Origin of the sequence: Thermoplasma sp., from assembly GCF_008709555.1 — an archaeon.
In the GTDB taxonomy this organism is placed as follows: domain Archaea; phylum Thermoplasmatota; class Thermoplasmata; order Thermoplasmatales; family Thermoplasmataceae; genus Thermoplasma.
This window is the reverse complement of record NZ_VYIJ01000018.1, coordinates 1-23,395: the sequence shown is the minus strand read 5'-3', so window position 1 is coordinate 23,395 and position 23,395 is coordinate 1. Positions and strand designations below refer to the sequence as shown.

Sequence of the window (23,395 nt, the reverse complement as noted above, 5' to 3'; positions counted from 1 at the left end):
CGGTTCGGAGATACTGATTATGAACCTTCAAAAATTTTACATGCGGGCACATGCCCTATTCTGCATGAATATGTGCATATGGCATCCGGTTCTAGAATCGCGCATCTGAAATATGGAAAATCATAATTATCAATATTGGATAAGCCTGACATGGATTTCTTCGAAGAGATGCGGGACATCCTCCTCTCAGGGCAGATCAGGGACAAGGAGGAACTGGAGGACGTCAAGCTGGAATTATCAAAGAAATACAGGCTTGACTATGTCCCGAGCGACGTTGAAATCCTCAACTCATTTGATTTCGGTGAAGATATAAAGAAGATACTGCGGAGGAAGCCAACAAGGACCATCTCGGGTGTTGCGGTTGTTGCGGCAATGACGTCACCGGAGAGGTGTCCGCATGGAAAGTGCATATTCTGCCCGGGCGGTGTCGAAAGCAATTCGCCACAGTCCTACACCGGTTACGAACCAGCTGCACTCAGGGGCAGGAACAATGCATACGATCCGTATATGGAGACGTTCAGCAGGATCAAGCAGCTAGAGACCATAGGCCATGATGCATCAAAGATAGATCTCATAATAATGGGGGGCACGTTCACGGCCAGAGATCCGGACTATCAGAGGAATTTTGTGAAGGGCTGCCTCGACGCAATGAATGGTTCCATAGGACGTAGCCTGGAGGAATCAATAAGGATCAACGAGACCAGCAGGCACAGGTGCATAGGCCTGACTGTGGAGACCAAGCCTGACTGGTTCTTCGAGCGCGAGATAGACGATGCGCTCAGCTATGGAACCACGAAGGTTGAACTGGGCGTTCAGAACATAGATGACAGGATACTGGCGATGAACAATCGTGGCCATACGGTTGAAGACATAGCCAGATCCACACAGCTTGCGAGAGATGCAGGTCTAAAGATCGTGTACCATATAATGCCTGGAATGTATGGTTCAAGCATGGAAAAAGACCTCGAGTCCTTCAACCTCATGATAAATGATGAGAGGTTCAGGCCGGACATGCTGAAGATATATCCGACGCTTGTGACGCAGGGCACTGGTCTCTACAATCTTTGGAAGAACGGAAAATACAGGCCATATACAACAGCAGAGACTGTCGATCTCATAGTGGAATTCATGCGCAGGATGCCAGAATGGATAAGGATCCAGCGCATACAGCGTGATATACCTGTGCAGTTCATAGTTGCAGGCGTAAAGCGGTCAGATATAAGAAACCTGGTTGAAAGAAGGATGAAGGAGGAGGGGATACGCACCGGAGAGATAAGGTACAGGGAGATAGGCCATAGCAAAATAAAGAATGAGAAGGTCGATCTCAAGGTTGAATGCTACGGTGCCGGTGGCGGGACGGAATACTTCATATCATACGTGACGGAGAGCAACAGGATAATCGGATTCTTGAGGCTGAGGATACCTTCGGAGAGGGCCCACAGGCAGGAAGTCCTTAACACAGGTGTGATAAGGGAGCTCAAGGTATTTGGTCAGGAGGTCCCAGTCGGCAGGCATGAGGAGGAAGAATGGCAGCACCGTGGTTTCGGCAACAGGCTCGTGCTGGAGGCTGAACGCATAACAAAGGAGGAAGGCCTGGACCGTATACTGGTGATATCCGGCATCGGCGTGCGTGAATACTTCAGAAAGCGTGGATACGATGATCTTGGGCCTTATGTTGCCAAGATCCTGTGAAGTTCTGTGGACGTAAATCCGTATCGAAACTTTCAGAATACTGGTGAATGAGAGTAAATTATTAATATGGTTATAGAATTAAACTGAAAAATGGAAGCCTCGATCATATTGCTTTCGGTATTGGTTCTAATCATGGCAATATACCTGCTTTACACCATAGTAGAGGCAGAAAAAATATGAATTTAATTGAGTATGAGGCATATTTCTGGGCCAAATTCTTTGTCGCCGAAAGGGCCGTCTCAGGTGTTATCATCATACTTATTTACCTGATCATCGCATCAGTATTTGCATACATACTCTCATTCCACATAGCAAAAATATATTCGGATGAGAAAACAGTCTTCTCCAGGGCCACTGGAGGTGTCATATCATTCTTCGAGAAGCTTATAGGGGAATCTCCGGATCATGGAATGAATTTCAGGGAATATTTCACAAATCTTCTCCTCTTCAATTTTTTTGCAGGACTGATATCATTTCTTGTTATAATGTTCCAGAACTATCTCCCATTCTCATATGATACCATTGGAATGCCCCCATCCCTCGCGTTCAACACCGTGGTAAGTTTCCTCACCAATACGGACATACAGCACTACTCGGATCCCATGCGTCTATCATACCTCAGCCAGACCCTAGTTATAACGGGCCTGATGTTCCTCTCGGCAGGTACTGGCTTTGCGGCCTCTATGGCCTTCGTAAGGGGCATCAGGACTGATCGGGGAAACATCGGCAATTTCTACCATGATTTCCTTGTGGCGATCTTCGATCTCATCCTGCCGCTTACCATCATCGTGACCGTCATACTTATATTCGCAGGGATACCGGAGACCATGCAGCGTTATGTGACCGTGAACGCCTTTCTAACAAACAAGGTTTACAACATACCACTCGGTCCGGTTGCAACCCTTGAGGCGATAAAGAACATAGGGACGAACGGGGGCGGTTTCTATGGGGCAAACGCAGCCTATCCTTTCGAGAACCCAGACTGGTTCACGAATCTTGTGGAATTCGTATCATTCATCATAATACCTCTGGCATCGCTTCTTGCACTAGGCATAGTATTTGGAGACAGGAAATTTGGCCGCATGCTCTACTGGGTCGTCATGTTCTTCTTCATTTTCGATGCACTTTTCGCATTCTTCGGAGAGTTTGTCGGAGTACCGTTCCTGCACCTTGGGTACTACACAGGCAACATGGTGGGAAAGGAGACTGCAATAGGTATATCACAGAGCACAATATTTGCTGTTGGAGCGACAATAACTTCAACCGGTGCCTCCAATGCAGCTCTGGTCTCATACACGCCTGCAGGAATAATCGGCGTACTGATAGGTCTTCTCCTCAACGATCCTCTGGGTGGCGTCGGTACCGGCGTTCTGAACATATTCATGTATATAATTTTCACAGTATTCATAGCGTCGCTGATGGTGGGAAAGCTTCCAGAGATCATGAGCCTGAGGATAAGCTCGAAGGAGATAAAGTACTCAACGCTCTCCCTTATAACGCATCCGCTGCTGGTCGTCATACCCCTCGGCATAACACTGATGATACCACACCTGATGTCCACATTTGTCAATCCGGGTTCTTCCCGTATAACGGAGCTTCTCTACGAGTTCGCTTCGGCAGCATCCAACAACGGTTCAGAAATGGGCGGATTCGACACAAACCAGCCCTTCTTCAATTACCTGGACGGCGTCCTCATGCTGCTTGGCAGATACCTGCTCATGGCGTTCCAGCTGGCCATAGCGCAGGCTTTTTCCGTCAAGAAGGCGAAGGCCCAGTATTACAGATCGATAGATACGAGCAACTGGATATTCGGCATGCTCCTCATCGCAGCGATGATTCTGATCGGGCTTCTCTCATACTTCCCGATAATAGTGCTGGGCCCTCTCCTATCGTGGGCCCATGATTTTAATCTTATGCTGGGGGCGATGGTTTGAACTTCAGGAAGGTTTATGAGGAATTCATTCTAACGCTAAGGAACATGCGACCGGACGTGATAATACACAACCCGGTAATGTTCCTCACGGAGATGTCCCTATTCATCTCCGTGTTCATATACCTATTCCCCGGATTCTTTGGAGTCCCATCCACCAGCACATATCTTCAGTTCTATCTGGCTGTTGTCATCCTCCTCTTCCTCACTGTATTCTTCTCAAGCATGAGCACAGCCATGTCTGAAGGAAAGAGCAGGGCCATAACTGACTCGCTCAAGAAATTTAAGACGGAGGTTGTTGCGCATGTGGTCAGGGGGGACGGAACCGTTGAAGTCAAGTCCACGGATCTTCGCAAAGGCGACATCATAATCGTTTACAGGGATGAAATAATACCAATTGATGGCGAGGTGGTTGAGGGATCTGGATATGTGGACGAATCCAATGTAACGGGTGAGTCAAGGGCCGTCATGAAGGTCATAGGAGATACGGTAACAGGTTCTACCAGGCTCATCACAGACAGGATCAAGATAAGGGCAACAGCAGATCCAGGGAGCACGTTCATAGACAAGATGATCGAACTTGTGAACAGGGCGACGAGGGAGAGGACACCGAACGAGATAGCGCTGACCGTATTCCTCTCTGGGCTTACCCTCATCTTTCTGATCATAACTGCATCAATATTCTCGATATCGCATTACTATGGCAGAACCGCCAACGTTATGATGCTCATAGTCCTTCTCATAGCTCTCATACCAACCACCATAGGCGCACTGCTACCTGCGATCGGTATAGCGGCCATAAACAAGGTGTCAGAGTACAACATCATAGCAAAGAGTGGAAGGGCTATTGAGAACGCAGGTGACATTGATACAATAATACTGGACAAGACAGGCACCATAACCATAGGAGAGCGCCAGGCGGTGCGCATGTACCCCAATAAGGGTGTTGACGAGAAGGAGTTCTACAGGATGTGTGCACTGGCTTCGTTCTATGACCAGACGAAGGAAGGCATATCGATCCTCAATCTTGCCAAGAGCAACGGAATAAGCGTTTCAGATGACGATCTAAAAGGATATAGGTTCATACCTTTCTCATCCGAAACAAAGTACAGCGGCATAGAGTTAGAAAACGATTACGTGATAAAGGGATCTCTGCGTGCTCTCAAGGAGAAGTTTCACGTTGCGGATGAGTTCATAGAGGCCCTGTGCAAGGAGATATCCATGAGAGGAGGCACTGCCATTCCTGTAGTGCATAATGGGAAGTTCGCAGGTGTTATCGAGTTGCAGGATCTTATAAAACCGGGCATAAAGGAGAGGATATCGGAGATAAGAAACATGGATATAAAGACTGTAATGTGTACTGGCGATGATGAGGTCACGGCGCAGTACATATCCGCGCAGGTTGGTCTGGATGAGTACATAGCCAACTCGAAGCCCATAGACAAGTACAATGTGGTCATAAGGGAGAAGGAGAGGCAGAGGATGGTTGCCATGGTCGGAGACGGCACAAATGACGCTCCGGCTCTGGCCAAGGCTGATGTTGGCCTGGCCATGAACAACGGAACTCAGGCCGCAAAGGAAGCTGCAAACATGATCGATCTGGACAGCAATCCTACCAAACTGATGGACGTCATATTCCTGGGTAAGCAGATACTGATAACCAGGGGCGCTCTGACCACGTTCAGCATAGCCAATGACATATCGAAGTACTTCGTGATAATTCCTGCCATCTTCTACATGTTCCCGAGCCTTTCGCTCGTAAACGTCCTGGATCTCACGGATCCGATAGTCGCTGTGACATCAGCGCTGATATTCAACACCATAATCATAGTGTTTCTCATACCGCTCGCCCTTGGCGGTGTCAAATACAAGCCAACTTCCATATCAGACCTGCTTAAGAGAAACATAATGATATACGGCCTTGGAGGCGTTGTTGTCCCGTTCATAGCTATAAAGCTGATATACATGCTATTGGTTGCACTGGGGGTGGTCTGGTGAAATCCTATACTAAGGCCTTTGTATTTGCAGTATTGTTTCTCTTCATACTGGGATTTATATATCCGACCGTGACAGCCCTGATAACGGAACATGCGCTCCCATTCCAGTCAGAAGGACAGCCTGTGGAGATCGACGGTCATATCTATGGAAGCTATCTTCTGGCGGAGGCATTCAACTCATCCTTCTTCTTTCAGCCCAGGCCATCTGCCATAGACTACAACCTGAGCGAATCAGGATCATACGATTATTCGCTTGGAAATCCTGCCATGCTGAATCTGACAGAAAAATATCTGCATCGTTTCCTAAGCGAAAATCCTGGCGTTAATATAAGCGAGATACCCTACGCCATGATATCGTACTCAGGATCTGGTCTAGATCCAGACATACCGCTGCAAGGCGCGATCATACAGATACCAAGAATAAGCATAGCGCTGCACAACATAACAAATTTGTCCATCAGTTATCTCTATTCTTTCCTGTACAGTATAGTTAACTCCACAAAGGCCCAGAACTTTCCCTTCTTCGGTTCATATTACGTCAACGTCGTCCATCTGAATGTGGATATAATAGAATTCCTCCTCAGGGATGGGTACATAAGCAGGTCGCAGATCTGAATCACTTCTTGAAGAGGATGCTGTCAAATTCGCCAGTTTTCATAAGATCTTTAATCTCGCTGTTGACCCTTATCTTCCCGTTCTGTCCGGATCGGACACCGAGTATCAGAGCATCAGCATCCGAGTTTGACGCCTCCGAGAGTATGGATTCCTTCAGGTCGCTGCTTGTACCACCCTTCCGCACAGTTATGTCGCCACCGAAGTTCTCTATTATCTCATTCATGTAATCGAACACGTAGCTGAACTTGTGCGTTGGGTTCTGATCAAAAGCCCTTAGATCCGAGAATATCACCTTTGCGCCGGTGACCTTCTTGAGGAAGAGACCGAATGCCACAGACCCCCTTGTATTAACGGACTCGCTCAGTGGTATGTATATGGTCCTGTACGGGAACGTCTGTGTCTTCACCGAGACAAGCGCCGTGGGTATGTTAGATCTTTTTATCACGTAGTTTGATACAGGCCCGGAGGTTATCCTCGTTATTATTGACCTTTTCTCTGATGCTATGATCACGATGTCGTATGAGTGTCTGTTCAGTTCCTCCACAAGGGCAGATTTCACATCCGAGCTGGTCAGGATCTTCGGAACGACCTTTATGCTCTGGCTCAATCCCTCCTTGTAGGCGTTCGTCACAACCGTTATCTTGTTTGTCCACATTATGTCCTTTGCCTGATCTCTGACCGTGATCGCGGTTATCTCTGACCCCATGACGGATGCGAACGCAAAGGCTATGTGCAGCACTCTCCTGGAGCTCCGGCCATCCGCCATGGGCACTGCGATCCTGTCGAATTTTAGCAGGTACGGTCTGGGAATTTCGAACATCAACACTAATACGGGTGCATTCTATTTAATCTTTTTGGAAATATGAAAATACATCTGTTTTAATAATTTTCAGATGTATAATTAAAAGATGCGGGAAACATTGGATCCCAATCAATGAATTATACTGGATAAATAAAAATTATACTGAGAGGCATTCTCATGTAAAACTATAAATCGATCATTGTGTATGATGTATGGTTGCAGATACACACACTCACTATAAGGCATGGACGTTCCGATCCGGAAACGGTACGGAGTTTGCTGGGCGCCGATCAGGTGTTCGTCGTGGATTACGATGCCATCCATCGCCATGTGATCAATACAGCAGAATACACCTATCTCTCTCACATGTTCGATATCATAGTGCTCAACCTATCCGAGAGACTCAACGATGTGATAGACACCATAATGGCAGGTGCAGCGATTGTGGTTATCGATCCATCAGTGCAGGAGAGAAGACTCCGCGAATTCTTCGACGTTACTGAGAACATAGCCATGCCATACGGAGACGATGGCAGATGCGAAGAATTCTCGCAGCTTGGCGGTCAGTATTTCATCACTGACAGAGAGATAAAATATCCGTTCAGATCGGCCTACAGCACGGTCGACATTCCTGGTGAGAAATACATAAGGGTACTTGATTTCCCGCAGGATGTATCAGATATGATATTCGAGAAGAGTTGATCACTCAGGTTTCCTGTGCCAGGCACCGCCAACTACCCTGAGCATTTTCTTTTTCGATCCGAATGTGTTCTCGATCGAAAACAGTTTTTCCGCATTCTCGTTTTCCACAGCCACATACACGTTGCTGCCGCCAGTAACGATGTAGGAGTTCCAGTAATCCTTCCTTATAATGCCGAGATAGCTGATCAGCTTCTGCATGTTCTCCCTTATCACGTTGACACCGACACCGCGCAGTATCGAATGGTATTCGTCTGTATCCTCCTGTGCAAGTTCGAATATGCCCTTTATATCCTTTGTCCTGGCATACTCCTTTATCATATGCGCATGCTCATCTGCGTGCTTTCTCCTGGACTCGTACAGGTCACTCTTTACTATGTTCTGGTGTATGACATCTGACGGGTTCCTCTGATAATCGAACGCAAAGGCGATGATGGAATAACCCGAAAAGGCTTCAGGTTCAAGCACCCTTTCGGTGTATGCATGGTATCCATCACTCCATGTTATGGTCAGTCCACCGAAAAGGCTCCTTCCGGCACTCTCCGATACAGTCCTGAGGTCATTCTCCACATCATGGGGATCGAGATCCGACTTGAGGCCCATTATTGCGGCCCCTATTGATGCAGCGCCTGCGTCAGAACTCCCGCTGAGTATCCCAAAGTTTTGAGATGAATAGGAGACTGTGGGCGTTCCGAGAGCTTCCTCGAAAACGTTGGAATACCTTTCAAGCACGCGCCTAACAGACCTGTTATCATCTGTTGACTCCACTCCGTTGAAATATATATGCGTCATGTCATCCGCGTATATCTTAGTCTCCGATCTTACGGATCCGCAGGAATCGCTGTACGCTATTCCCGCTGAGGTATGCAGGGGAGTCCTGGTGACCGGATTTGCAATTCCACCAAGGAGGACAACACCGATAGTTGGATAGGCCGTCGATCCAATTGATCTGTAGGTCATGCACATCGTACAGGCAACCGTTACCAGTTATTGTTTTTTGCGCATGATAACGTATTTCGGCAAGAATTTAATAAGATGGATTCAAATCATCTACGGTGTACATCTCATACAGCCCTCTGCGCATAACATTTGGAGGCGGCGGCACAGATGTTGAACCTTTTCTATCGAGATACGGCGGCGCTGTGGTTAACGCCACGATCGACAGGGGTGTTTCAGTACGATACATAGAGGATGAGTACCAGCTGGAGCTGTCATCCAGAGATTTCGTACGAAGTTACATAGTGAACATGCACAGGCCTGCCAACGTGACCAAGATGATGGCCGATTTTCTTAACGATTCAGGCATAACGATGGGTCGCGTCATAATGTCCGGCGATGCACCTCCCGGTTCTGGGCTTGGATCGTCTAGCGCTGCCGTATCTGCCCTCATGAACCTGGTGAACTCCATAAGAGGTAGAAGAGTGGACGCAAGGATCCTTGCAGAGGAGTCATACAACCTGGAGAGGGATCATTTCCATGTGGTGCTCGGTAAGCAGGATCCATATGCCATAGCTTATGGGGGCTTCAAGTATATGGAATTTAATAGCGACGGAACAAAGTACGAGAACCTCGGCAGATACTCAGAATTCACAAGAGATCTGCAGAGGAGGATACTGCTTGTTTACACAGGAAAGACAAGGCAAAGCTCCGAGGTGCTCATGGAACAGGTAAAAGCATCTGAGATGGGAGATGAGAGAACAAATCGAAGCCTTCTTCAGATGAAGGATGTTGCGAAGCGTCTGCGTGACGCCGTAATAAATAACGACATTGAGGAGTTCGCGCACCAGATAAACCGTGGATGGGAGATAAAGAAAGCACTTGGATCAAGGATAACGAACGAACACATCGACAGGATAATATCACTCGCGTTATCGAGCGGTGCACAGGCCGCAAGACTGATGGGTGGAGGATCTCAAGGCTTCGTCCTTGTACTGTGCAGGCCAGAAAATCTCAACGCCATCCAGAAGAAAATGATGCGCGTATCCAACTTCGTTGTGAGGACATCATTCGATATGATGGGTACCAGGACCATTGGTCGCATGCCTGAGGCATGAGTTCTCCTCCGTTCATGGAGGCCAGAATATCTTGGCTATCTCTACGATGACCGCAACGGCAATGCCCATGTAAACAACCAGCTTCGGGTCAAGTGCAGGGCCCTTAATTTCTTCCTCTTCGAAATACCTTATAAGCCCGGCACCGGACTGAAAACCTTCAGATTTCCTATCAGACGCCATATGCGATCCACCTTAAAATGGGAATACGATATTTAACATTATCGGGATACCTTCGTTCATTTCTTGGCCTTCCTTATCTGGTAGAGTATCATCTTATCGTAGTCCACGGTGTATCTTATCTTTTTTGATTTCAGGACCTTCTCTATCTCCTCCGTTTTCTCCCTGACCTCATCGCTCACAACTCCGCGGTACACTATCATTTCCTTACGATCCAGCGGAAAAACCAGTTTGTATTTGGCATCGTCCTTTATGTAGCCAAGAGGTTTTTTGTTCTTATGCATTTCCTCAAGGTTCAGCTGAAGCATGACCTGATCGAACTGCTGGTCCTCAGGGTTCTTTTTGTTTTCAACAACCAGAGAATAGATATCGGGAAAGGCCTTCTCAAGCTTGTTCCATTCGAATTTATCGTCAAAATATATATGACCACTCCAGGTCTTCATACTGGAAACGTATGCAAACGTTATACAAGTATTTTCATATTTCCGATGTTGATGTCTATGGTGTTTAGATGATCGATAAGCTAGACGCAATGCGCACTAGATGCGGAGTTTTTCCTATGACACCATATTATGAAAATGTATGTGAAATATATGGATGATGGGATGGCTTCAGGTGATCTACTCCTCAGCTGAAGCTCCGGATCTTCCTGCTTCATCTACCAAACTCGATCCAAATACAACCAGATCGCAGTTTCCCTTCATTGGAAACCTTATTTCGATCCACGTCTTGAAGCAGGTTTACGGATGTTGCGATCTCCACGGGCGTTGATTCGGTTTTTACCGATCCTACTTATGTATAACACCACTCGGTTATCGTGGAGGATACAAGAAAACGTAGATACATACTTTTTTAGATATTTCCATCGGGGGAAGTCCCTGTATCTCATGTATGAGGGGAGTTTTACTGCTTCCCCAAACCCCTAACCTTTCTATAAAAGATTCAGGATCAGCGGAAATTGTTAGATGGTGTTCATGTAAGAAACGATGAGATTCATTATATCATCGTATTTTTCTTTCATAACGATGATCCTGGTATTTCCAACATCGGCAAATATCAGTCCCTCATCGGTGTGGAAATGTACGACGTTTTTACCCTTATAATAAAAATGGCTAGGCTTCTTTTCCCTAATTCCTTTGATTTTTCTGATCCTTTCTATCAAAGTGCTATGGATCTCTAGATCCTCCATAGTGGCATGCCTCATATTAATTCGCTATGGGGCCGTCCGGATTTGAACCGGAGTCTCAGGCTCCCAAAGCCCGTAGGATACCAAGCTACCCCACGGCCCCACAACGCCTGAATGGAAACTTTATTTATAAATTTGAGCCCAGTTAAATTGAAAATTCATTTTATTATAGATCAAAGATTACGAAAGTCTATATATTACATTTAATATACTAAGACATGACAGGATTAGATATACTCCTTATCATAATAATAATCATAGCCTTGATAATACTGCTCTCGGGAATTCATGTCCTGAAAGAGTGGGAGAGAGCGATAGTGCTCACTCTCGGAAGATATGGTGGTATTCGCGGGCCAGGTATAATATTCATAACGCCAATAGTAAGCCGGGGTATCTACGTTTCCACACGTATTCAGCCGGTGCAGTTCAAGACAGAGGCAACTTTCACCAAGGATAACGTGCCTGTCAACGTAGATGCGATAATGTACTACCAGGTCATAGATCCGCAGAAGGCCGTACTTAACATAGAGAATTATTCTGTTGGAACAAATTATGCCGCGCAGACAACCCTTAGGGAGGTTATAGGAAAATCAATGTTTGATGAGCTGCTCTCGGAGAGGGAAAAGGTCGGTGAGACTGCAAGGGAGATAATAGACCAGAAGACCGAAGCATGGGGCGTCAAGGTTGCATCCGTGGAGATAAGGGATGTGCTGGTTCCTTCCCAGCTCCAGGAGGCCATGTCAAGGCAGGCCTCAGCGGAGAGAGAGCGCAGATCCAGGGTGACGCTGGCTCAGGCAGAGGTCGAGGCTGCCCAGAAGATGGTCGAGGCATCCCGTCAGTATGTTGAAAACCCAATAGGGCTACAGCTCAGGTGGATGCAGATCATATACGAGGTTGGGTTAGAGGGCAAATCCTCAATGATAATGATACCGTCGGAGGTGCCTGTGGCCGGTTCAACGTTTTCGATGTTCGGCATCAACGACGTGCTGAAAAGCCGGAATCAAACAATAGGCGGGCAAGACCAAGGATCTCAGAAACAGTGAGGTTTGACGGTCTTTTGTCCGCCAGATCTTCCGGGCATATATCGAATATATTCGATAACTTTTTTCTCTTCTTTGAGAACATCTGGATAAGTACGCTGTCCAGGAAATCCATGGGATAGGGTTCTTCGTACTTCTTCTTTTCGAGGACAAGTATTGCTGAATCAACCTCTGGCTGTGGATTGAAGTTTCTTCTGCTCACGTACCTCTTTAGTTCAACGCTGTACCTCACATGTGCGTTCACGTGCAGCCTCGACATATCGTTTGGATATGCGATCTTCTCGGCAAATTCCTTCTGCACCATGATCACTGATCTTTGGAATTCGAACTCATAAAGTTTGAAAATTATGGGTGACGATATGCTGTACGGTATGTTTCCTATTATGTAATCATAGGACCCTGGGGCCATATCCAAAAAATCCATGTTTATAAGATTCAGGTTTCTGGATCTGATGGGCTGCAGCTCCTGAAAGATGTAGCGATCCTTTTCTACCGCGGTGACCTCGAAGCCACGATCGATGAGTATCTTTGTCAGAACGCCATGTCCTGGCCCTATCTCCAGGACGGTGCCTGGAACACCTAGGAGGTCAACCTCATATTCGGCGATCCTCCTGCTCTGCAGGAAGACCTGCCCCATCCTCTTGCTATACCTCATTTTGCAACAAAAAGCTTGTACTTTTCGAATCTGTCCTTGAGTTCATCAATGATCCTGTTAACGATCATCTTCTGCGGATTGTGTATGCTCTTCACACGTTCCGTCAGGTCTGCGAACGAAGTGAAAGGTTTCTTCTTTCTTTCCTCCAGTATGGCCCACATGGTCTTGTTGCCAAGGCCTGGCAGAAGCTCCAGGCTGTGCAACCTTGCATTTATGGGTTCCGCTTTGTTGAAGAATTCGATGAACCTGCCCTCCTGCTTAGAGACTATGTCCTCTAGCACATACGGGAGTTCACTCTGGGCTGCACTGGTTAGATCTTTGTACATTATGCGTCTTCTAACCGAGAGGATCTTTTTTCTCATCTCAGGATTCTTACCAATGTACACTTTTTCTCCTACCGTTATGATCTCGTTTGGCTTCGGGATCAGCTCCAGGAGTTTGAACTCTGTCTCGCCTATGGCAAGCACAACTGGGCTTGATCTGTAAGATCTGTCATCAGGTCTACCCTGCGGTAAATAATCCAGAACATATGCATACTCTTCCAAAAGATCACTCCCTTCAGAATCTCAGTTTCTTAAGGTAGTCGGTAAGTGCATTTAAATTTTCGTCGGATACCATGACCCCGTATGTCGACAGGATTGCCGTGAGTTCTCCGGGAGTTTCTGGCTTGAGATCCAGTATCTTTACGAGAGCCTTTTCTGGTAGATCAACTATTGACAGAATATCTTCCCTTACCTTCTCTATCTCCTTCGGATCTATCTTTGCGAATTTCTCGGCATAGGTAAGATTCTCCTTTTCAAGATCAGTGAGATTTTCACGATTGGATAAAAGATCTATGACCTCTGGTATGCTTATGTATTTCTTCTCCATGGTCATCCTTTAATTTTCTTGAGGTGCACCGGTGAAGCTATAACATACTTTGTGAGGCTGTCGACCTTTACTGCAACCTTGTAGCAGTCTCCCTGCGATCCTTCAACCACTCCTGTATAACCCTGAAACCTGTGATATGGCATGCCAGAATGGACCGATGGCTCTATGTCTATGGCCACGCGATCTCCAGGTTCGAATTCCTGCATGAATCTACCTATCACGGATTTCTTTCTCTCTTCAGCCGATTTAGTCAGTTTTCTTCTTGATCCGGATCTCGGACCATGCGACATCTTAACCATTAATCTTCACCTCTGCAGATCTTTATCACATCCAGCTCCTTTATGTTTAATGGTGATCCGTACAGCTCACTCAGCGAGGGTTTGGTTCTACCGCCATCGCCATTCACCAGCTCCTTTATATAGGTTCCGGCCTCAGCCGAAATCACTATCTCCGCTTCGTTACCGGATACACCAACCAGATCAACCTGATCTATGTGCCTTGTCCTTACCAGATCGGATCTGCGCTGGGCAACTCTTAATGGTGTTCTCTGATAAATATTTTTTCCGGCGAGATTCAAGCATGCATCGCTGAGCCTCTTCTCATCCACGGGACTATCCGAAACTATGAGAGCATCGTATACCTTATTGTGCTTCTCCAATTTGACCTCGGACACCTCATTGCGTTCTGCGAAGCGGAGATCTAATACCTCAACACCATTTCCAGATGCATTGATCTCCAGGGTGGCTGCTCTAAGGTCAAATTCCCTGTACTTTGGATTTTCAATTTCCAGAACGAATTCCCTGCCGTTTCCAAGCATCCTTACGTCAACGTCTTCCCTCCCTGAGCCATGGAGATAATAGTTGGTACCTTCGGCATACCTAACTAATACGGATCCAATGACGCTCTCAACGGTATCGCCATCAGGCCTATGTATCCACCTGGTCTGCGGCATATCTCTCCTGAATTTCCTGTACTTGCCATATATGTATACACTCCTGATCTTTACCTCAGCGAACAGGTATTCTGCGTTTACCATGATCGTCAGGTCAGGATTATCCTGGGAATATTCCTTGCCTGTTCGTGCTGAAAAATACTTTCCGAATTCTCTGTTGAATTCTTTCTTTATGCTCTCCCCTGTAGACCCGAACCTCTTCTGGATTTCTTCCTCAGTTCTTATGGTATCCTCAGAGAATACAGAACCAACGAGGAAAGTTTTGTACTGGGCACCGTCGATCTTCTTCATCACCAGGTCGTAGAGATCCTCGAACCTATCGAATATGCCGTGACATACCTGACAGTTCTCTGGATCTGAGAAGGAAAAATCCGGATCTCCGATCTCACAGCCTATCGCAAAGCGGAGATACTCACCCCTATCGAGATTAGATATCCCGTGGCCATGGTATGCAAAAACCCTACCTGAACACCTTTTGCAAAGGTGATAGTTGGCCAGTTCCGAAAGCTGGAACATGGTCTATCTTGCTTTTATGGTCTTTTCGATGCTCGGTCTCTCCTTGACAAAAACCCTGGAACCGCACTCACACTCGATCTCAGCGGATCCCATGGTTTTCTCAAGTGGCCTTCCGCACCTGACGCATTTATATTCGGTCATCCCTCTACCACTTTTATCTCGTACGCCGGTGTGTATGAACCGCCGGCAAATTTATAACCGCAGTGCCTGCACTGCCATATGCCATTGGCAACACGTTTTACCCTCTTCTTCTTGCAGGAAGGGCATGTGTAGATCGCTATCTTCTGCTTGTAGATCTCGCTCCACTCCTTCCTTATTGTAACTCCATATCTCGGCCCAAACCTTCCTGCAACACCGACCTTAACAGTTCTCTTTGACATGAATATCACCTGAAGTATTTTTCCCTCAGCTTCTTGCCTACTTCGAGGGACATCTTAATAGCCTTTTTAACATCTTCGACAGTGAAAGCACCTATTTCACCTTTTTGCATAGCCCTGATGTGTCCGTCCTCAGTCGTCGTTACAGTTATCCTGCCTCCACATATCTGATCCTCCTCCAAGCTTGGATCGCATACAAGGGTTTCACCTATCTTCACCATTGTGACGGAGATGGGTATGCTTGATACTGGGAGTTTGAAGTTCTCACCGCCCTCTTTTGATGCTGGAACAACGGCGTTGCGGAGCGCGGCAACTGCAGCTATGGTGCTTGCATCTATGAGGTTCCCATCGTAATCGAGAACGTTTATGTCAAGAAAAACGATCCACACCTTCTTCCCCTGCTCTATAACAAGCTTTTCAGGGCTTATCATCTTGCTCTCCCTAATGCCCCTGTCAACGACCCTAGATACCTCGATGGCAAGATCATTCGGGGGGCCCGCTTCGAAGCTCGGGAAAGCTATTGGAAGAAGCTCAACGTTTGTTGTCAACACACCCTGATCTGGTGTGTCAGGGAATGGCTCTCCAGATTCTATCTTAACGCCCGCCACCACTCTTGTGTTCCCCAGGGCCACGTAGGCGGATCCATTTGCCCTTGGAATATAGTTTTCTATTATCGTGAGTTCCCTGAACTCATCAGGCAGCCTTCCATCGATCCTCTTGCCGCCCTTCATCGTGCTGAGTATGTAGTTTTTTCTTATCTCTGAAAGAATTTCTGCTGATTCCTTAGCCATTATCACTCACCTTCCCCTATATCCTGTATCTTGTACTTGTTCAGGAGAGCTTCTCTCTGGATCTGCGAGATTCGCTTTGTGGCCTCAAATATCATGTCCATTGCCTGGTAAAGCTCATCCTCGGTCACGTCACCATCCATCTGCATCAGGACGATTTCTCCGGTCTTCGGCATTATGGCGATCGGAATATCTGCCTCGCCGTAATTGTCCTCCTCCTTAGAGAGATCCAGTACCATGTGCCCATCTACCTTTCCTGCCGTACAGCCAACGACCATATCACGCATCGGAACGCCAGCATCGGCCAGTGCAACGGTTGCTGCTGTAAGGCCGGCTATTCTCGTACCGGCATCTGCCTGCAGAACCTCTATGTAAACATCGATCTCAGCCCTTGGAAACTGTTCTATCATTATGGATGAGCTCAGTGCTTCAGATATGACCTTGGATATCTCCATTGTTCTCCTGTCAGGTCCTGGCCTCTTCCTCTCGTCCACCGAGAATGCGGCCATGTTGTATCTTGCCTTCACTATGGCATGGTCTATATCCTGCGAATGCTTCGGGTATGCCTCCTTTGGCCCGTAGACTCCGACCATTATCTTGTTTCCTCCCCATTCAATGTAGGCAGATCCATCTGCCCTGTTAAGAATACCGGCCTGTATCTTTATGGGGCGCAGTTCATTGAAAGACCTGCCATCCAACCGTAGGTTATCTTCATTGATCAGCTTTATTTTGTTGGCTTCCATCCTTTTCACCTTTCAACTCCTTCAAAAAACTCTCAACGCGCGCGGTCAGGCCCTCAGTATGGGCCTCCCTCTCTATCATCTCTATGGCGGCTATCGCCATCGTTACACCTTCTATAGGGCCGTCGATCCATATGAGACCATTCTGCCCTATTATTATGCGGGTGGCGGTCAGCTCCTTCACCATGTTCACCATGCCACCGCCCTTGCCTATGACCCTTGGCACGCGTGAAGCGTGTATGAGGACCATATGCCCGCCCTCCAGTTTTTTCAATCCGGGCTCCTTCAGGGTCAGCCAGCTCTCCTTGATCTCGTTGACGCTCATTATCTTCGCATAAACGTAGTCTCCAGCGTTAAGATACCTTTTAAGATCTCCGGATGACATTCTCCATGGGGTGTCGTTCATATGCAGCATTGCGAAATAAGGCGAATTTATGTCTACAGTCCATGTTGATGGGCCAACCTCTATTACCTTGCCTATCACCTTATCTCCCTTCCTCGGTATATACTGTCCTGAGAAAGGCACGACATCCACAAACTGGTCATTCACCTGAAGCGTTCCGAAGTATTCAGAATAATACCTGTTGTCCTGCCCCCTGTAAACTCCGTTCCTCATCTTACCCTGCACATCTATCGGATCACCGGGCAGCACTATCTTTTTGACGTCTCCCAATTGATACACCTTCTCCTTAAGTTTGAAACTCTATTGTAATTTTCATAATATACTTTCGTTTACTGTTTTATGATCTTTATCTGCACCTTGTCGCCGCCTCTCCTCGAAAGATTCTCAATGATGTCTCCCTGTATACCTGCAGGCACCTCGAGTATCCCCATCCACGATCCGTCCTTGCCCCACTCTTCCTTAACTATATATCCTGATTTTGCAAGTTCACCGTAGAGTTTTCCATAGGCATCACCCATCAGCTTTACGGCTATCTTTGCCTTCTCAAGCCTTATGGGTATGATGGGCATTATTGCCTTCAGCACGTTCTGCACCTGATCCTCAGCCGGTTTGAATGGATCTATCTTGACCTTCGCCTCATCCATAGCCTGCGATATTCTGTACGGGGTGTGCGGGGTGTTTGTCTGCGGATTTATGCCTTCCCTTGCGATCAGATTCACGATCTGCTTGCGACGCTCATCGTACATCTCTCTCCTCTGCTCAGTTGTAAGCTGTATCTGTCCCTTCTTCACGATCTCGATTGCAACCTGGGCGATGTCCGTTGTCTTGAATGCCTCTTTCAGAGATTCATCGCTTGCCTTTTCACCCTTCCTGACATCCTTGTAGACCTCGGGAAATGCAAGATCGTTCTCTATATCGATGTTCCCCTTTCTGATGCGCTCTATCGCGTCAGGGTCAACTAGAATCTCAAAATGGTATCCGTGTGATTCAAGGCGGGCAACGATGGCGTCCTCAACCTTTACCATACTTGGTGAATTCCTTTAAAAATAAAAATATATCACATCAGAGGAATTTTTTAACTTCCTCCGGATCGTATATTCTGTACTTGCTGCCTACCGTGATTGACGCTATCTCTGGAGCTTTAAGCTCTTCGCCCTCCTCCAGTGAGGATTTCAGCGCTTTTATTCCCAGCGTCACAGCCTCCTTCTCGCTCAGGTTGTCTTTATACTCCCTCTCGAGGAAGCTCACGACTGCATCCTTCCCTGATCCTATGGCCGTGGCCTTATACTCGTTTATTGTGCCGGCTGGATCGCAATCGAAGAGCCTGGGCCCGATCTGATCGATACCGGCAAAGATCAGCGATACTCCATAAGGCCTTACGCCGCCATACTGGGTGTACTGCTGCATCTGGTCTGCAACCCTTTTCACAAGGTTTTCAATATTGACAAGCGATCCATAGGTGACCTTCTCCTGCTGAGCGCTTATCCTGGCAAAGTCGACAAGTACCCTTGCATCTGCCACCAGACCCGATGTGACAGCTGCAACATAATCATCTATGAGCTGTATCTTTTCCAGTGAATTCTGCTCTATGAGCCTGCTTCTAACCTTCTTATCTGATATCAGTAGCACGCCGTTTGCGAATTTCATACCGAGTGCTGTTGAACCTTTTTTAACTGCCTCCCTTGCATACTCTACTTGGAATAGTCTGCCATCAGGTGAGAAAACCGTAATCGCTCTATCGTAAGCCATTTGGCCCTGTTGCATGTTATCTCCTCCAGCCACTATAATCAGACGAATAATAAAGATTTCTTTTATCATGAAATTCGAATAATTGAAATATGCTACTAAAGTCAGAGTAATTACTCAAATATTTTTATATGTGGCAAGGATCATATGCTGATGTTTGAAGGACTGGATTCACGTAGGATAACATTCTTCCAGATAAAGAGCGTTATAGTCAGTGGGATTGGCATATTCTCCGATTCATATAATCTATATGCCATATCGCTTGTATATTATCTCGTATCGGCTTCACTCCACCTTAGTCCAATTCAGGATTCTCTTATGACATCCGCATCGTTTATCGGTGCCGCTGTTGGAGCCTTCATGTTCGGGTTCATTGCCGATAGGATAGGGAGAAAGCCAATGTACGGGATTGATCTGGCGTTCATAGCCGTGGGTTCATTCCTGCAGTTCTTCACGACAAATTTCTACGAGTTAGTCATATTCCGTTCAATACTGGGGTTCGGAATAGGCGGAGATTACGTTCTTTCGCCTGTCATAATGGCTGAGAATGCCGATACAAGAGACAGAGGAAAGCTCATGATAATGACCTTTCCCATCATGGCGGCGTTTGGAGCCATGCTTGTTGCTTTTGTCGATCAGATATCTATCATGTACCTACCATCAAGTGCTGTCTGGCATCTTGTGCTGGCATTCGGTGGAGTGCCTGCTCTGCTTGTGATATACCTTAGGAGAAAGATACCGGAAACTCCCAGGTTCGAGGCCAGAGTCAAAGGCAACTCCAGAGAACTAACTAGGATAGAATCCGAGATAGGATCATCCGTCAACGTGGATATTGACAGCAGGCCCTTCGTTTCAAGGCTTCGCGCTTCTATTCTTCTGATATTCGTTTCCGCGATCCTGTGGATACTCTACGATATGTATTCGACAACCTTCGCCATATATGGACCGATAACTATAGCATACAATTTAGGGCTAACGCCAATAACTTTCACCTACTATGCTGAGATATTTGCCGGCATACCGGGAGCCATAGTTTCCGCGCTCCTGATAGATCGTGTAGGCAGGCGCAAGCTCATCGTAGTGGGATATGCTGGTGTTTTCTTCTGGCTCCTTATGTATTCACTGCTTCTGGCACGTGCATCAATCTTTGCAGGGCTCGCATCGGACGTCACGCCTGCAGGACTGATAGGAAAGGCCGCCATACTTGGCTTCTTCTTCTACATAATGAACTATCTTTTTTCAGCAACAGGGCCTGCGTCAATAATAGGTGGGGCCATGGTCACGCCAGAGATAACGCCCACAAAGGTTAGAGGTACATCACAGGGAATAACAGTCGGAATTGATAGAACTGCTGATGCCATAGGGCTTACAGCATTTCCAATACTCCTCTCACGCTATGGGTTATCGGCCATGGTGCTGGCCTATGCAATGATAGCCGTACTTTCAATAATAATGATATTCCTGATACCTGAGGCTGCAGGAAGAACCTTAGAAGAGGTATCTAAGGATTACGATACTATCACACAATAAATTCTCATTTTAAAAACTTGGGAATGTAGGTGCCGTAATAAAGGCGCCGCGGGGGAGATTCGAACTCCCGATCCACAAGGGAACCAGCTCTCAAGGCTGGCGCCGTACCGCTGGGCCACCGCGGCAAATTACCTTCTCAACCTGCCGTTTGACCTTATGGAAGGCCTGCTCTTGCTGGAGCCCTTCCTGCCAGTCCTAAGACCCCTTACCTTGTAACCAGCGGAGGTGAGTCCCCTGTAGACCCTGCCAGTGTTCTGTGGTTCAGATATCCATGATATGTGCGGGTCGTTGAATATGTTAGGATGAGACCTGTCAACGAGTATAACCTCGAAGTATTTGTAAAGACCATCCTCTCCGACGTAGTACGAATTGAGAACCTCCATGTTTGGGTATTTATCGGCAGCTCTCTCCTCGGCGATGAGCTTGAGGCTCTTCTTTCTTGTGAGCTTGTTGTAGGCCAATCTTCTCGGTCTCCTGCCACCCATTATCTTCTCTCTGTTGCTTCCTCCACGTCTCACACGGGATCTTACAACTATGAAGCCATCCTTGCTCTTATAGCCGAGGGCCCTTGCCCTGTCTATCCTTGTTGGATGATCGATTCTGACTATGGATGGCCCATGCCTCCACTCTATCATTCTCTTCTTCTCTAAATCATATATCTCGGATTTCTTTAGACTTTTCCATTCCTCACGTACTGCCTGATATAAGCCACTGGATGACATTGAATTCCCCTTGACTTTACCCCTAATCAATCCGGCATTATATAAGTTTGCCCATGATGTCCCAAAACTGCGTCAGATCTTATCTGATCATTCGCTTCTTGTCAGGGCGTTTTCCTCACCCTGGGTAAGATTAAGCTTTTCATCTAAGAGGTTTTTCACTCCTTCGTTTTTCTGGTATAGGAGGCTGTAGAACCAGAGATCATCCATGGTTCTCTGTGCACCCATATGCACCAGGAGCCCGATTTTAAGGGCAAGAGACATTAGAGCATGTCTTTTCTCCTTTGTTCTCGACATCTGATTTATGTAAGATGGACTCTGGTACTTCACATATTCATGTTTCATATTCTGTATGTAATACGATATTCCACCCGCGATCTCCATTGGAAATGCCATTAACTCATAATGCCTCTTTCGCTCCATGGCCCAGATCAGGTGATCTGCATAGGAGATCAGATCATAAGCCGAAACCAGATCCTGAAGGTCAGAGATCTTGAAAGGCAGATTTTCATCTATCCAGCTAACATAGTATGAATCGTCTATATCCGACCCATATATCGATCTAAGGGTTTCATCATAATTCCTCTTGAAGGCTTTATCCACCATGTAATAGACGATCTCTGGTACATCCCTTGAGCTCTGGTCGCCTATGTTTGTGCCAGAAACAGCAGATGCCTCCAGATCGTTTATCATGCTCCGTATATCAGGCATATTCCTGTCAATTATCCGATCCACAATCTGATCCGGCAAGGTGTATCCTTCATTTTTTAGTATGAAGAGAAGCCTGGCCTTTATATTTCTGCGGAATTCATTGTAATTCTTATCCAGCTTCCTGCCATACTGCTTCATCTCTATGACAAGCGAGGACGATATGACATCAGAGGCATAGTTCTTCTTTCTGAATTCGAACAGGTCGTTCATAGTTATAACTATCGGATTTGCTGAATTCTTGATTATCTTTGATAGCTCGTATATCCCGCCCGTGTCGCCACCCCTCTCAAACATATTATCCGCCTCATCTATCAATATGACCTTTGATGGCCTTTTGGCGGAATCAACGAACAGATCACCATAAAGAGAGGCCATGAGGGCGGTGCCCTTCATGCTATCCCTGTTCCTCTGATCGGATGCGTTCATCTCTACGACTGGAACGCCAAATGTTCCTGCTATTGCGTATGCAGTGGTTGTCTTTCCTGTGCCCTGGGATCCGTAGAGAATAAGCGATCTTCTCTTAGGTATATCCTCCTTCCAGGATTCTATCCAATCCGTTATCTGCTTTCTTATCTCTGGGCTTAGAATAACATCGTCTATATTTTTTGGTCTGTATTTATCGGCCCAGGACATCAGGATACCCTCGATCCTGGCTTTACTTCGCCGTCCACGGTTAGCAGTTTCACTCCCTCTTCGTTGTCCACTGCGAGGAGCATCCCCTGGCTCTCAAGGCCCATGAATTTTGCCGGCTTCAAGTTGTTAAGTATTATGATGGTCTTCCCGATAAGGTCTGATGGATTGTAATAGTCTGCTATACTTGATATTATCTGTTTCTGTTCGCCACCCAGATCTACGATCAACCTGAGAAGGCTTCTGGATTTTTCAACCTTTTCGGCTGAAACAACCTTGACTGCCCTTATATCAAGCTGTCTGAAATAATTGATGTCTATCTCCATTGCGCTCCTTAATTTATTATTCATTTTAATCTTTTGTCATTCGGCTGGGCTGTGAGTATCAGCTGATTCTCTGTATCCAAATTGAAAGATCTGATAGTGGTGATAGCAAGTACCACAAGGCGCGGATAATTTTAAATATCTGATTCACAGAATGTATCTTTAAGGTTTTCCAAAAACCACAACCGAAACCCTTTTTCATGACCTCATGATCAAAGATTATGAACCTTTACCACACTGGAT

Annotated in this window: 27 protein-coding genes and 2 tRNA genes; 8 read left to right on the top strand and 21 right to left on the bottom strand. The window is 46.6% G+C overall.

Features of this window, described 5'->3' with window-relative positions:
* Positions 1-150 precede the first annotated feature (150 nt).
* The 4 genes from F6Q11_RS06435 to kdpC all read left to right on the top strand — a co-directional run bounded on the left by F6Q11_RS06435 (position 151) and on the right by kdpC (position 6,234).
* Positions 151-1,692, top strand: a complete 1,542-nt coding sequence (locus tag F6Q11_RS06435; protein ID WP_297027438.1) for a tRNA uridine(34) 5-carboxymethylaminomethyl modification radical SAM/GNAT enzyme Elp3 — start codon at positions 151-153, stop codon at positions 1,690-1,692.
* Between the two features lie 176 nt (positions 1,693-1,868).
* A complete protein-coding gene (gene kdpA, locus F6Q11_RS06430; protein WP_297027436.1) occupies positions 1,869-3,626 on the top strand; it encodes a potassium-transporting ATPase subunit KdpA in 1,758 nt (585 codons plus the stop codon).
* Positions 3,623-5,620 carry a potassium-transporting ATPase subunit KdpB gene (kdpB, locus tag F6Q11_RS06425; RefSeq protein WP_297027433.1) on the top strand — a complete coding sequence of 666 codons (1,998 nt, stop codon included), beginning with the start codon at positions 3,623-3,625 and terminating at the stop codon, positions 5,618-5,620. The genes kdpA and kdpB overlap by 4 nt, the downstream gene beginning before the upstream one ends.
* A complete protein-coding gene (kdpC, locus tag F6Q11_RS06420; RefSeq protein ID WP_297027431.1) occupies positions 5,617-6,234 on the top strand; it encodes a potassium-transporting ATPase subunit KdpC in 618 nt (205 codons plus the stop codon). Before kdpB ends, kdpC begins: the two co-directional genes overlap by 4 nt.
* 1 nt (position 6,235) lies before the next feature.
* Here kdpC and F6Q11_RS06415 read toward each other — a convergent pair whose 3' ends face one another.
* The gene (locus tag F6Q11_RS06415) at positions 6,236-7,054 is read right to left on the bottom strand and encodes a universal stress protein (protein WP_297027428.1); all 819 of its coding nucleotides are present in this window, start codon (positions 7,052-7,054) and stop codon (positions 6,236-6,238) included.
* 198 nt (positions 7,055-7,252) lie between these two features.
* Here F6Q11_RS06415 and F6Q11_RS06410 point away from each other — a divergent pair, with 198 nt between their 5' ends.
* Entirely contained in the window at positions 7,253-7,738 is a 486-nt protein-coding gene (locus F6Q11_RS06410; protein WP_297027425.1) for a hypothetical protein, read from the top strand.
* On the opposite strand, the gene F6Q11_RS06405 is transcribed toward F6Q11_RS06410, so the two are convergent.
* Positions 7,739-8,695 (bottom strand): mevalonate-3-kinase, encoded by a 957-nt coding sequence (locus F6Q11_RS06405; RefSeq protein WP_297027422.1) that lies wholly within the window; start codon positions 8,693-8,695, stop codon positions 7,739-7,741. It abuts the gene before it with no gap.
* Positions 8,696-8,790: 95 nt separating this feature from the next.
* Here F6Q11_RS06405 and F6Q11_RS06400 point away from each other — a divergent pair, with 95 nt between their 5' ends.
* The gene (locus F6Q11_RS06400) at positions 8,791-9,789 is read left to right on the top strand and encodes a kinase (protein ID WP_297027419.1); all 999 of its coding nucleotides are present in this window, start codon (positions 8,791-8,793) and stop codon (positions 9,787-9,789) included.
* A 12-nt stretch (positions 9,790-9,801) separates the two neighbouring features.
* Here F6Q11_RS06400 and F6Q11_RS06395 read toward each other — a convergent pair whose 3' ends face one another.
* The 3 genes from F6Q11_RS06395 to F6Q11_RS06385 all read right to left on the bottom strand — a co-directional run bounded on the left by F6Q11_RS06395 (position 9,802) and on the right by F6Q11_RS06385 (position 11,255).
* Positions 9,802-9,969 (bottom strand): preprotein translocase subunit Sec61beta, encoded by a 168-nt coding sequence (locus tag F6Q11_RS06395; protein WP_297027415.1) that lies wholly within the window; start codon positions 9,967-9,969, stop codon positions 9,802-9,804.
* Between the two features lie 56 nt (positions 9,970-10,025).
* Positions 10,026-10,409: a hypothetical protein gene (locus F6Q11_RS06390; RefSeq protein ID WP_297027410.1), complete on the bottom strand. Its 384-nt coding sequence runs from the start codon at positions 10,407-10,409 to the stop codon at positions 10,026-10,028.
* Between the two features lie 773 nt (positions 10,410-11,182).
* Positions 11,183-11,255 (bottom strand) — tRNA-Pro (locus F6Q11_RS06385).
* 115 nt (positions 11,256-11,370) lie between these two features.
* Between F6Q11_RS06385 and F6Q11_RS06380 the strand changes: the two genes are divergently transcribed.
* Positions 11,371-12,195 carry an SPFH domain-containing protein gene (locus F6Q11_RS06380; RefSeq protein WP_297027407.1) on the top strand — a complete coding sequence of 275 codons (825 nt, stop codon included), beginning with the start codon at positions 11,371-11,373 and terminating at the stop codon, positions 12,193-12,195.
* On the opposite strand, the gene F6Q11_RS06375 is transcribed toward F6Q11_RS06380, so the two are convergent.
* From F6Q11_RS06375 to psmA, 12 genes are read right to left on the bottom strand one after another with little or no spacing between them, the layout of a single operon-like run.
* Complete coding sequence (locus tag F6Q11_RS06375; protein WP_297027405.1) at positions 12,128-12,847, bottom strand: rRNA adenine dimethyltransferase family protein; 720 nt, start codon at positions 12,845-12,847, stop codon at positions 12,128-12,130. The genes F6Q11_RS06380 and F6Q11_RS06375 overlap by 68 nt on opposite strands.
* Positions 12,844-13,392 carry a DUF655 domain-containing protein gene (locus F6Q11_RS06370; RefSeq protein WP_110642405.1) on the bottom strand — a complete coding sequence of 183 codons (549 nt, stop codon included), beginning with the start codon at positions 13,390-13,392 and terminating at the stop codon, positions 12,844-12,846. The genes F6Q11_RS06375 and F6Q11_RS06370 overlap by 4 nt, the downstream gene beginning before the upstream one ends.
* A 13-nt stretch (positions 13,393-13,405) precedes the next feature.
* Entirely contained in the window at positions 13,406-13,717 is a 312-nt protein-coding gene (locus F6Q11_RS06365) for an RNA polymerase Rpb4 family protein (RefSeq protein WP_297027401.1), read from the bottom strand.
* Positions 13,718-13,719: 2 nt separating this feature from the next.
* A complete protein-coding gene (locus F6Q11_RS06360; protein WP_297027397.1) occupies positions 13,720-14,016 on the bottom strand; it encodes a 50S ribosomal protein L21e in 297 nt (98 codons plus the stop codon).
* Complete coding sequence (locus F6Q11_RS06355) at positions 14,016-15,185, bottom strand: tRNA pseudouridine(54/55) synthase Pus10 (RefSeq protein WP_297027396.1); 1,170 nt, start codon at positions 15,183-15,185, stop codon at positions 14,016-14,018. Before F6Q11_RS06355 ends, F6Q11_RS06360 begins: the two co-directional genes overlap by 1 nt.
* Before the next feature lie 3 nt (positions 15,186-15,188).
* A complete protein-coding gene (locus tag F6Q11_RS06350) occupies positions 15,189-15,326 on the bottom strand; it encodes a DNA-directed RNA polymerase subunit P (RefSeq protein WP_010901701.1) in 138 nt (45 codons plus the stop codon).
* The gene (locus tag F6Q11_RS06345) at positions 15,323-15,565 is read right to left on the bottom strand and encodes a 50S ribosomal protein L37ae (RefSeq protein ID WP_297027393.1); all 243 of its coding nucleotides are present in this window, start codon (positions 15,563-15,565) and stop codon (positions 15,323-15,325) included. Before F6Q11_RS06345 ends, F6Q11_RS06350 begins: the two co-directional genes overlap by 4 nt.
* A gap of 5 nt (positions 15,566-15,570) precedes the next feature.
* A complete protein-coding gene (gene rrp42 / locus F6Q11_RS06340) occupies positions 15,571-16,353 on the bottom strand; it encodes an exosome complex protein Rrp42 (RefSeq protein WP_297027391.1) in 783 nt (260 codons plus the stop codon).
* A 2-nt stretch (positions 16,354-16,355) separates the two neighbouring features.
* A complete protein-coding gene (gene rrp41 / locus F6Q11_RS06335) occupies positions 16,356-17,093 on the bottom strand; it encodes an exosome complex exonuclease Rrp41 (RefSeq protein WP_394349636.1) in 738 nt (245 codons plus the stop codon).
* Positions 17,062-17,772: an exosome complex RNA-binding protein Rrp4 gene (rrp4, locus tag F6Q11_RS06330; RefSeq protein WP_297027387.1), complete on the bottom strand. Its 711-nt coding sequence runs from the start codon at positions 17,770-17,772 to the stop codon at positions 17,062-17,064. The genes rrp41 and rrp4 overlap by 32 nt, the downstream gene beginning before the upstream one ends.
* 50 nt (positions 17,773-17,822) lie before the next feature.
* On the bottom strand, positions 17,823-18,518 hold the full coding sequence (locus F6Q11_RS06325) for a ribosome assembly factor SBDS (RefSeq protein WP_297027382.1): 696 nt from the start codon (positions 18,516-18,518) through the stop codon (positions 17,823-17,825).
* 37 nt (positions 18,519-18,555) lie between these two features.
* Complete coding sequence (gene psmA, locus F6Q11_RS06320) at positions 18,556-19,257, bottom strand: archaeal proteasome endopeptidase complex subunit alpha (RefSeq protein ID WP_297027379.1); 702 nt, start codon at positions 19,255-19,257, stop codon at positions 18,556-18,558.
* A 135-nt stretch (positions 19,258-19,392) separates the two neighbouring features.
* Here psmA and F6Q11_RS06315 point away from each other — a divergent pair, with 135 nt between their 5' ends.
* Entirely contained in the window at positions 19,393-20,769 is a 1,377-nt protein-coding gene (locus F6Q11_RS06315; protein WP_297027377.1) for an MFS transporter, read from the top strand.
* Positions 20,770-20,813: 44 nt separating this feature from the next.
* Here the strand turns inward: F6Q11_RS06315 and F6Q11_RS06310 are convergent.
* From F6Q11_RS06310 to metG, 4 genes are all read right to left on the bottom strand, one after another.
* Positions 20,814-20,894 (bottom strand) — tRNA-Ser (locus tag F6Q11_RS06310).
* A 3-nt stretch (positions 20,895-20,897) separates the two neighbouring features.
* Positions 20,898-21,491: a 50S ribosomal protein L15e gene (locus F6Q11_RS06305; protein ID WP_297027375.1), complete on the bottom strand. Its 594-nt coding sequence runs from the start codon at positions 21,489-21,491 to the stop codon at positions 20,898-20,900.
* An 87-nt stretch (positions 21,492-21,578) separates the two neighbouring features.
* Positions 21,579-22,832 (bottom strand): replication factor C large subunit, encoded by a 1,254-nt coding sequence (locus F6Q11_RS06300; protein WP_297027372.1) that lies wholly within the window; start codon positions 22,830-22,832, stop codon positions 21,579-21,581.
* Positions 22,832-23,179 carry a methionine--tRNA ligase subunit beta gene (metG, locus tag F6Q11_RS06295; protein WP_297027369.1) on the bottom strand — a complete coding sequence of 116 codons (348 nt, stop codon included), beginning with the start codon at positions 23,177-23,179 and terminating at the stop codon, positions 22,832-22,834. The genes F6Q11_RS06300 and metG overlap by 1 nt, the downstream gene beginning before the upstream one ends.
* Positions 23,180-23,395 lie beyond the last annotated feature (216 nt).

Bases quoted from the DNA above. Each gene is read 5' to 3' on its own strand.
- F6Q11_RS06435 (WP_297027438.1), top strand. From the start codon at position 151: ATGGATTTCTTCGAAGAGATGCGGGACATCCTCCTCTCAGGGCAGATC.
- kdpA (WP_297027436.1), top strand. From the start codon at position 1,869: ATGAATTTAATTGAGTATGAGGCATATTTCTGGGCCAAATTCTTTGTC.
- F6Q11_RS06415 (WP_297027428.1), bottom strand. From the start codon at position 7,054: ATGTTCGAAATTCCCAGACCGTACCTGCTAAAATTCGACAGGATCGCA.
- F6Q11_RS06405 (WP_297027422.1), bottom strand. From the start codon at position 8,695: ATGACCTACAGATCAATTGGATCGACGGCCTATCCAACTATCGGTGTT.
- F6Q11_RS06395 (WP_297027415.1), bottom strand. From the start codon at position 9,969: ATGGCGTCTGATAGGAAATCTGAAGGTTTTCAGTCCGGTGCCGGGCTT.
- F6Q11_RS06390 (WP_297027410.1), bottom strand. From the start codon at position 10,409: ATGAAGACCTGGAGTGGTCATATATATTTTGACGATAAATTCGAATGG.
- F6Q11_RS06380 (WP_297027407.1), top strand. From the start codon at position 11,371: ATGACAGGATTAGATATACTCCTTATCATAATAATAATCATAGCCTTG.
- F6Q11_RS06375 (WP_297027405.1), bottom strand. From the start codon at position 12,847: ATGAGGTATAGCAAGAGGATGGGGCAGGTCTTCCTGCAGAGCAGGAGG.
- F6Q11_RS06365 (WP_297027401.1), bottom strand. From the start codon at position 13,717: ATGGAGAAGAAATACATAAGCATACCAGAGGTCATAGATCTTTTATCC.
- F6Q11_RS06360 (WP_297027397.1), bottom strand. From the start codon at position 14,016: ATGGTTAAGATGTCGCATGGTCCGAGATCCGGATCAAGAAGAAAACTG.
- F6Q11_RS06355 (WP_297027396.1), bottom strand. From the start codon at position 15,185: ATGTTCCAGCTTTCGGAACTGGCCAACTATCACCTTTGCAAAAGGTGT.
- F6Q11_RS06350 (WP_010901701.1), bottom strand. From the start codon at position 15,326: ATGACCGAATATAAATGCGTCAGGTGCGGAAGGCCACTTGAGAAAACC.
- F6Q11_RS06345 (WP_297027393.1), bottom strand. From the start codon at position 15,565: ATGTCAAAGAGAACTGTTAAGGTCGGTGTTGCAGGAAGGTTTGGGCCG.
- rrp42 (WP_297027391.1), bottom strand. From the start codon at position 16,353: ATGGCTAAGGAATCAGCAGAAATTCTTTCAGAGATAAGAAAAAACTAC.
- rrp41 (WP_394349636.1), bottom strand. From the start codon at position 17,093: ATGGAAGCCAACAAAATAAAGCTGATCAATGAAGATAACCTACGGTTG.
- F6Q11_RS06325 (WP_297027382.1), bottom strand. From the start codon at position 18,518: ATGGTAAAGGTTGAGGACGCCATCGTTGCCCGCCTTGAATCACACGGA.
- psmA (WP_297027379.1), bottom strand. From the start codon at position 19,257: ATGCAACAGGGCCAAATGGCTTACGATAGAGCGATTACGGTTTTCTCA.
- F6Q11_RS06315 (WP_297027377.1), top strand. From the start codon at position 19,393: ATGTTTGAAGGACTGGATTCACGTAGGATAACATTCTTCCAGATAAAG.
- F6Q11_RS06305 (WP_297027375.1), bottom strand. From the start codon at position 21,491: ATGTCATCCAGTGGCTTATATCAGGCAGTACGTGAGGAATGGAAAAGT.
- F6Q11_RS06300 (WP_297027372.1), bottom strand. From the start codon at position 22,832: ATGTCCTGGGCCGATAAATACAGACCAAAAAATATAGACGATGTTATT.
- metG (WP_297027369.1), bottom strand. From the start codon at position 23,179: ATGAATAATAAATTAAGGAGCGCAATGGAGATAGACATCAATTATTTC.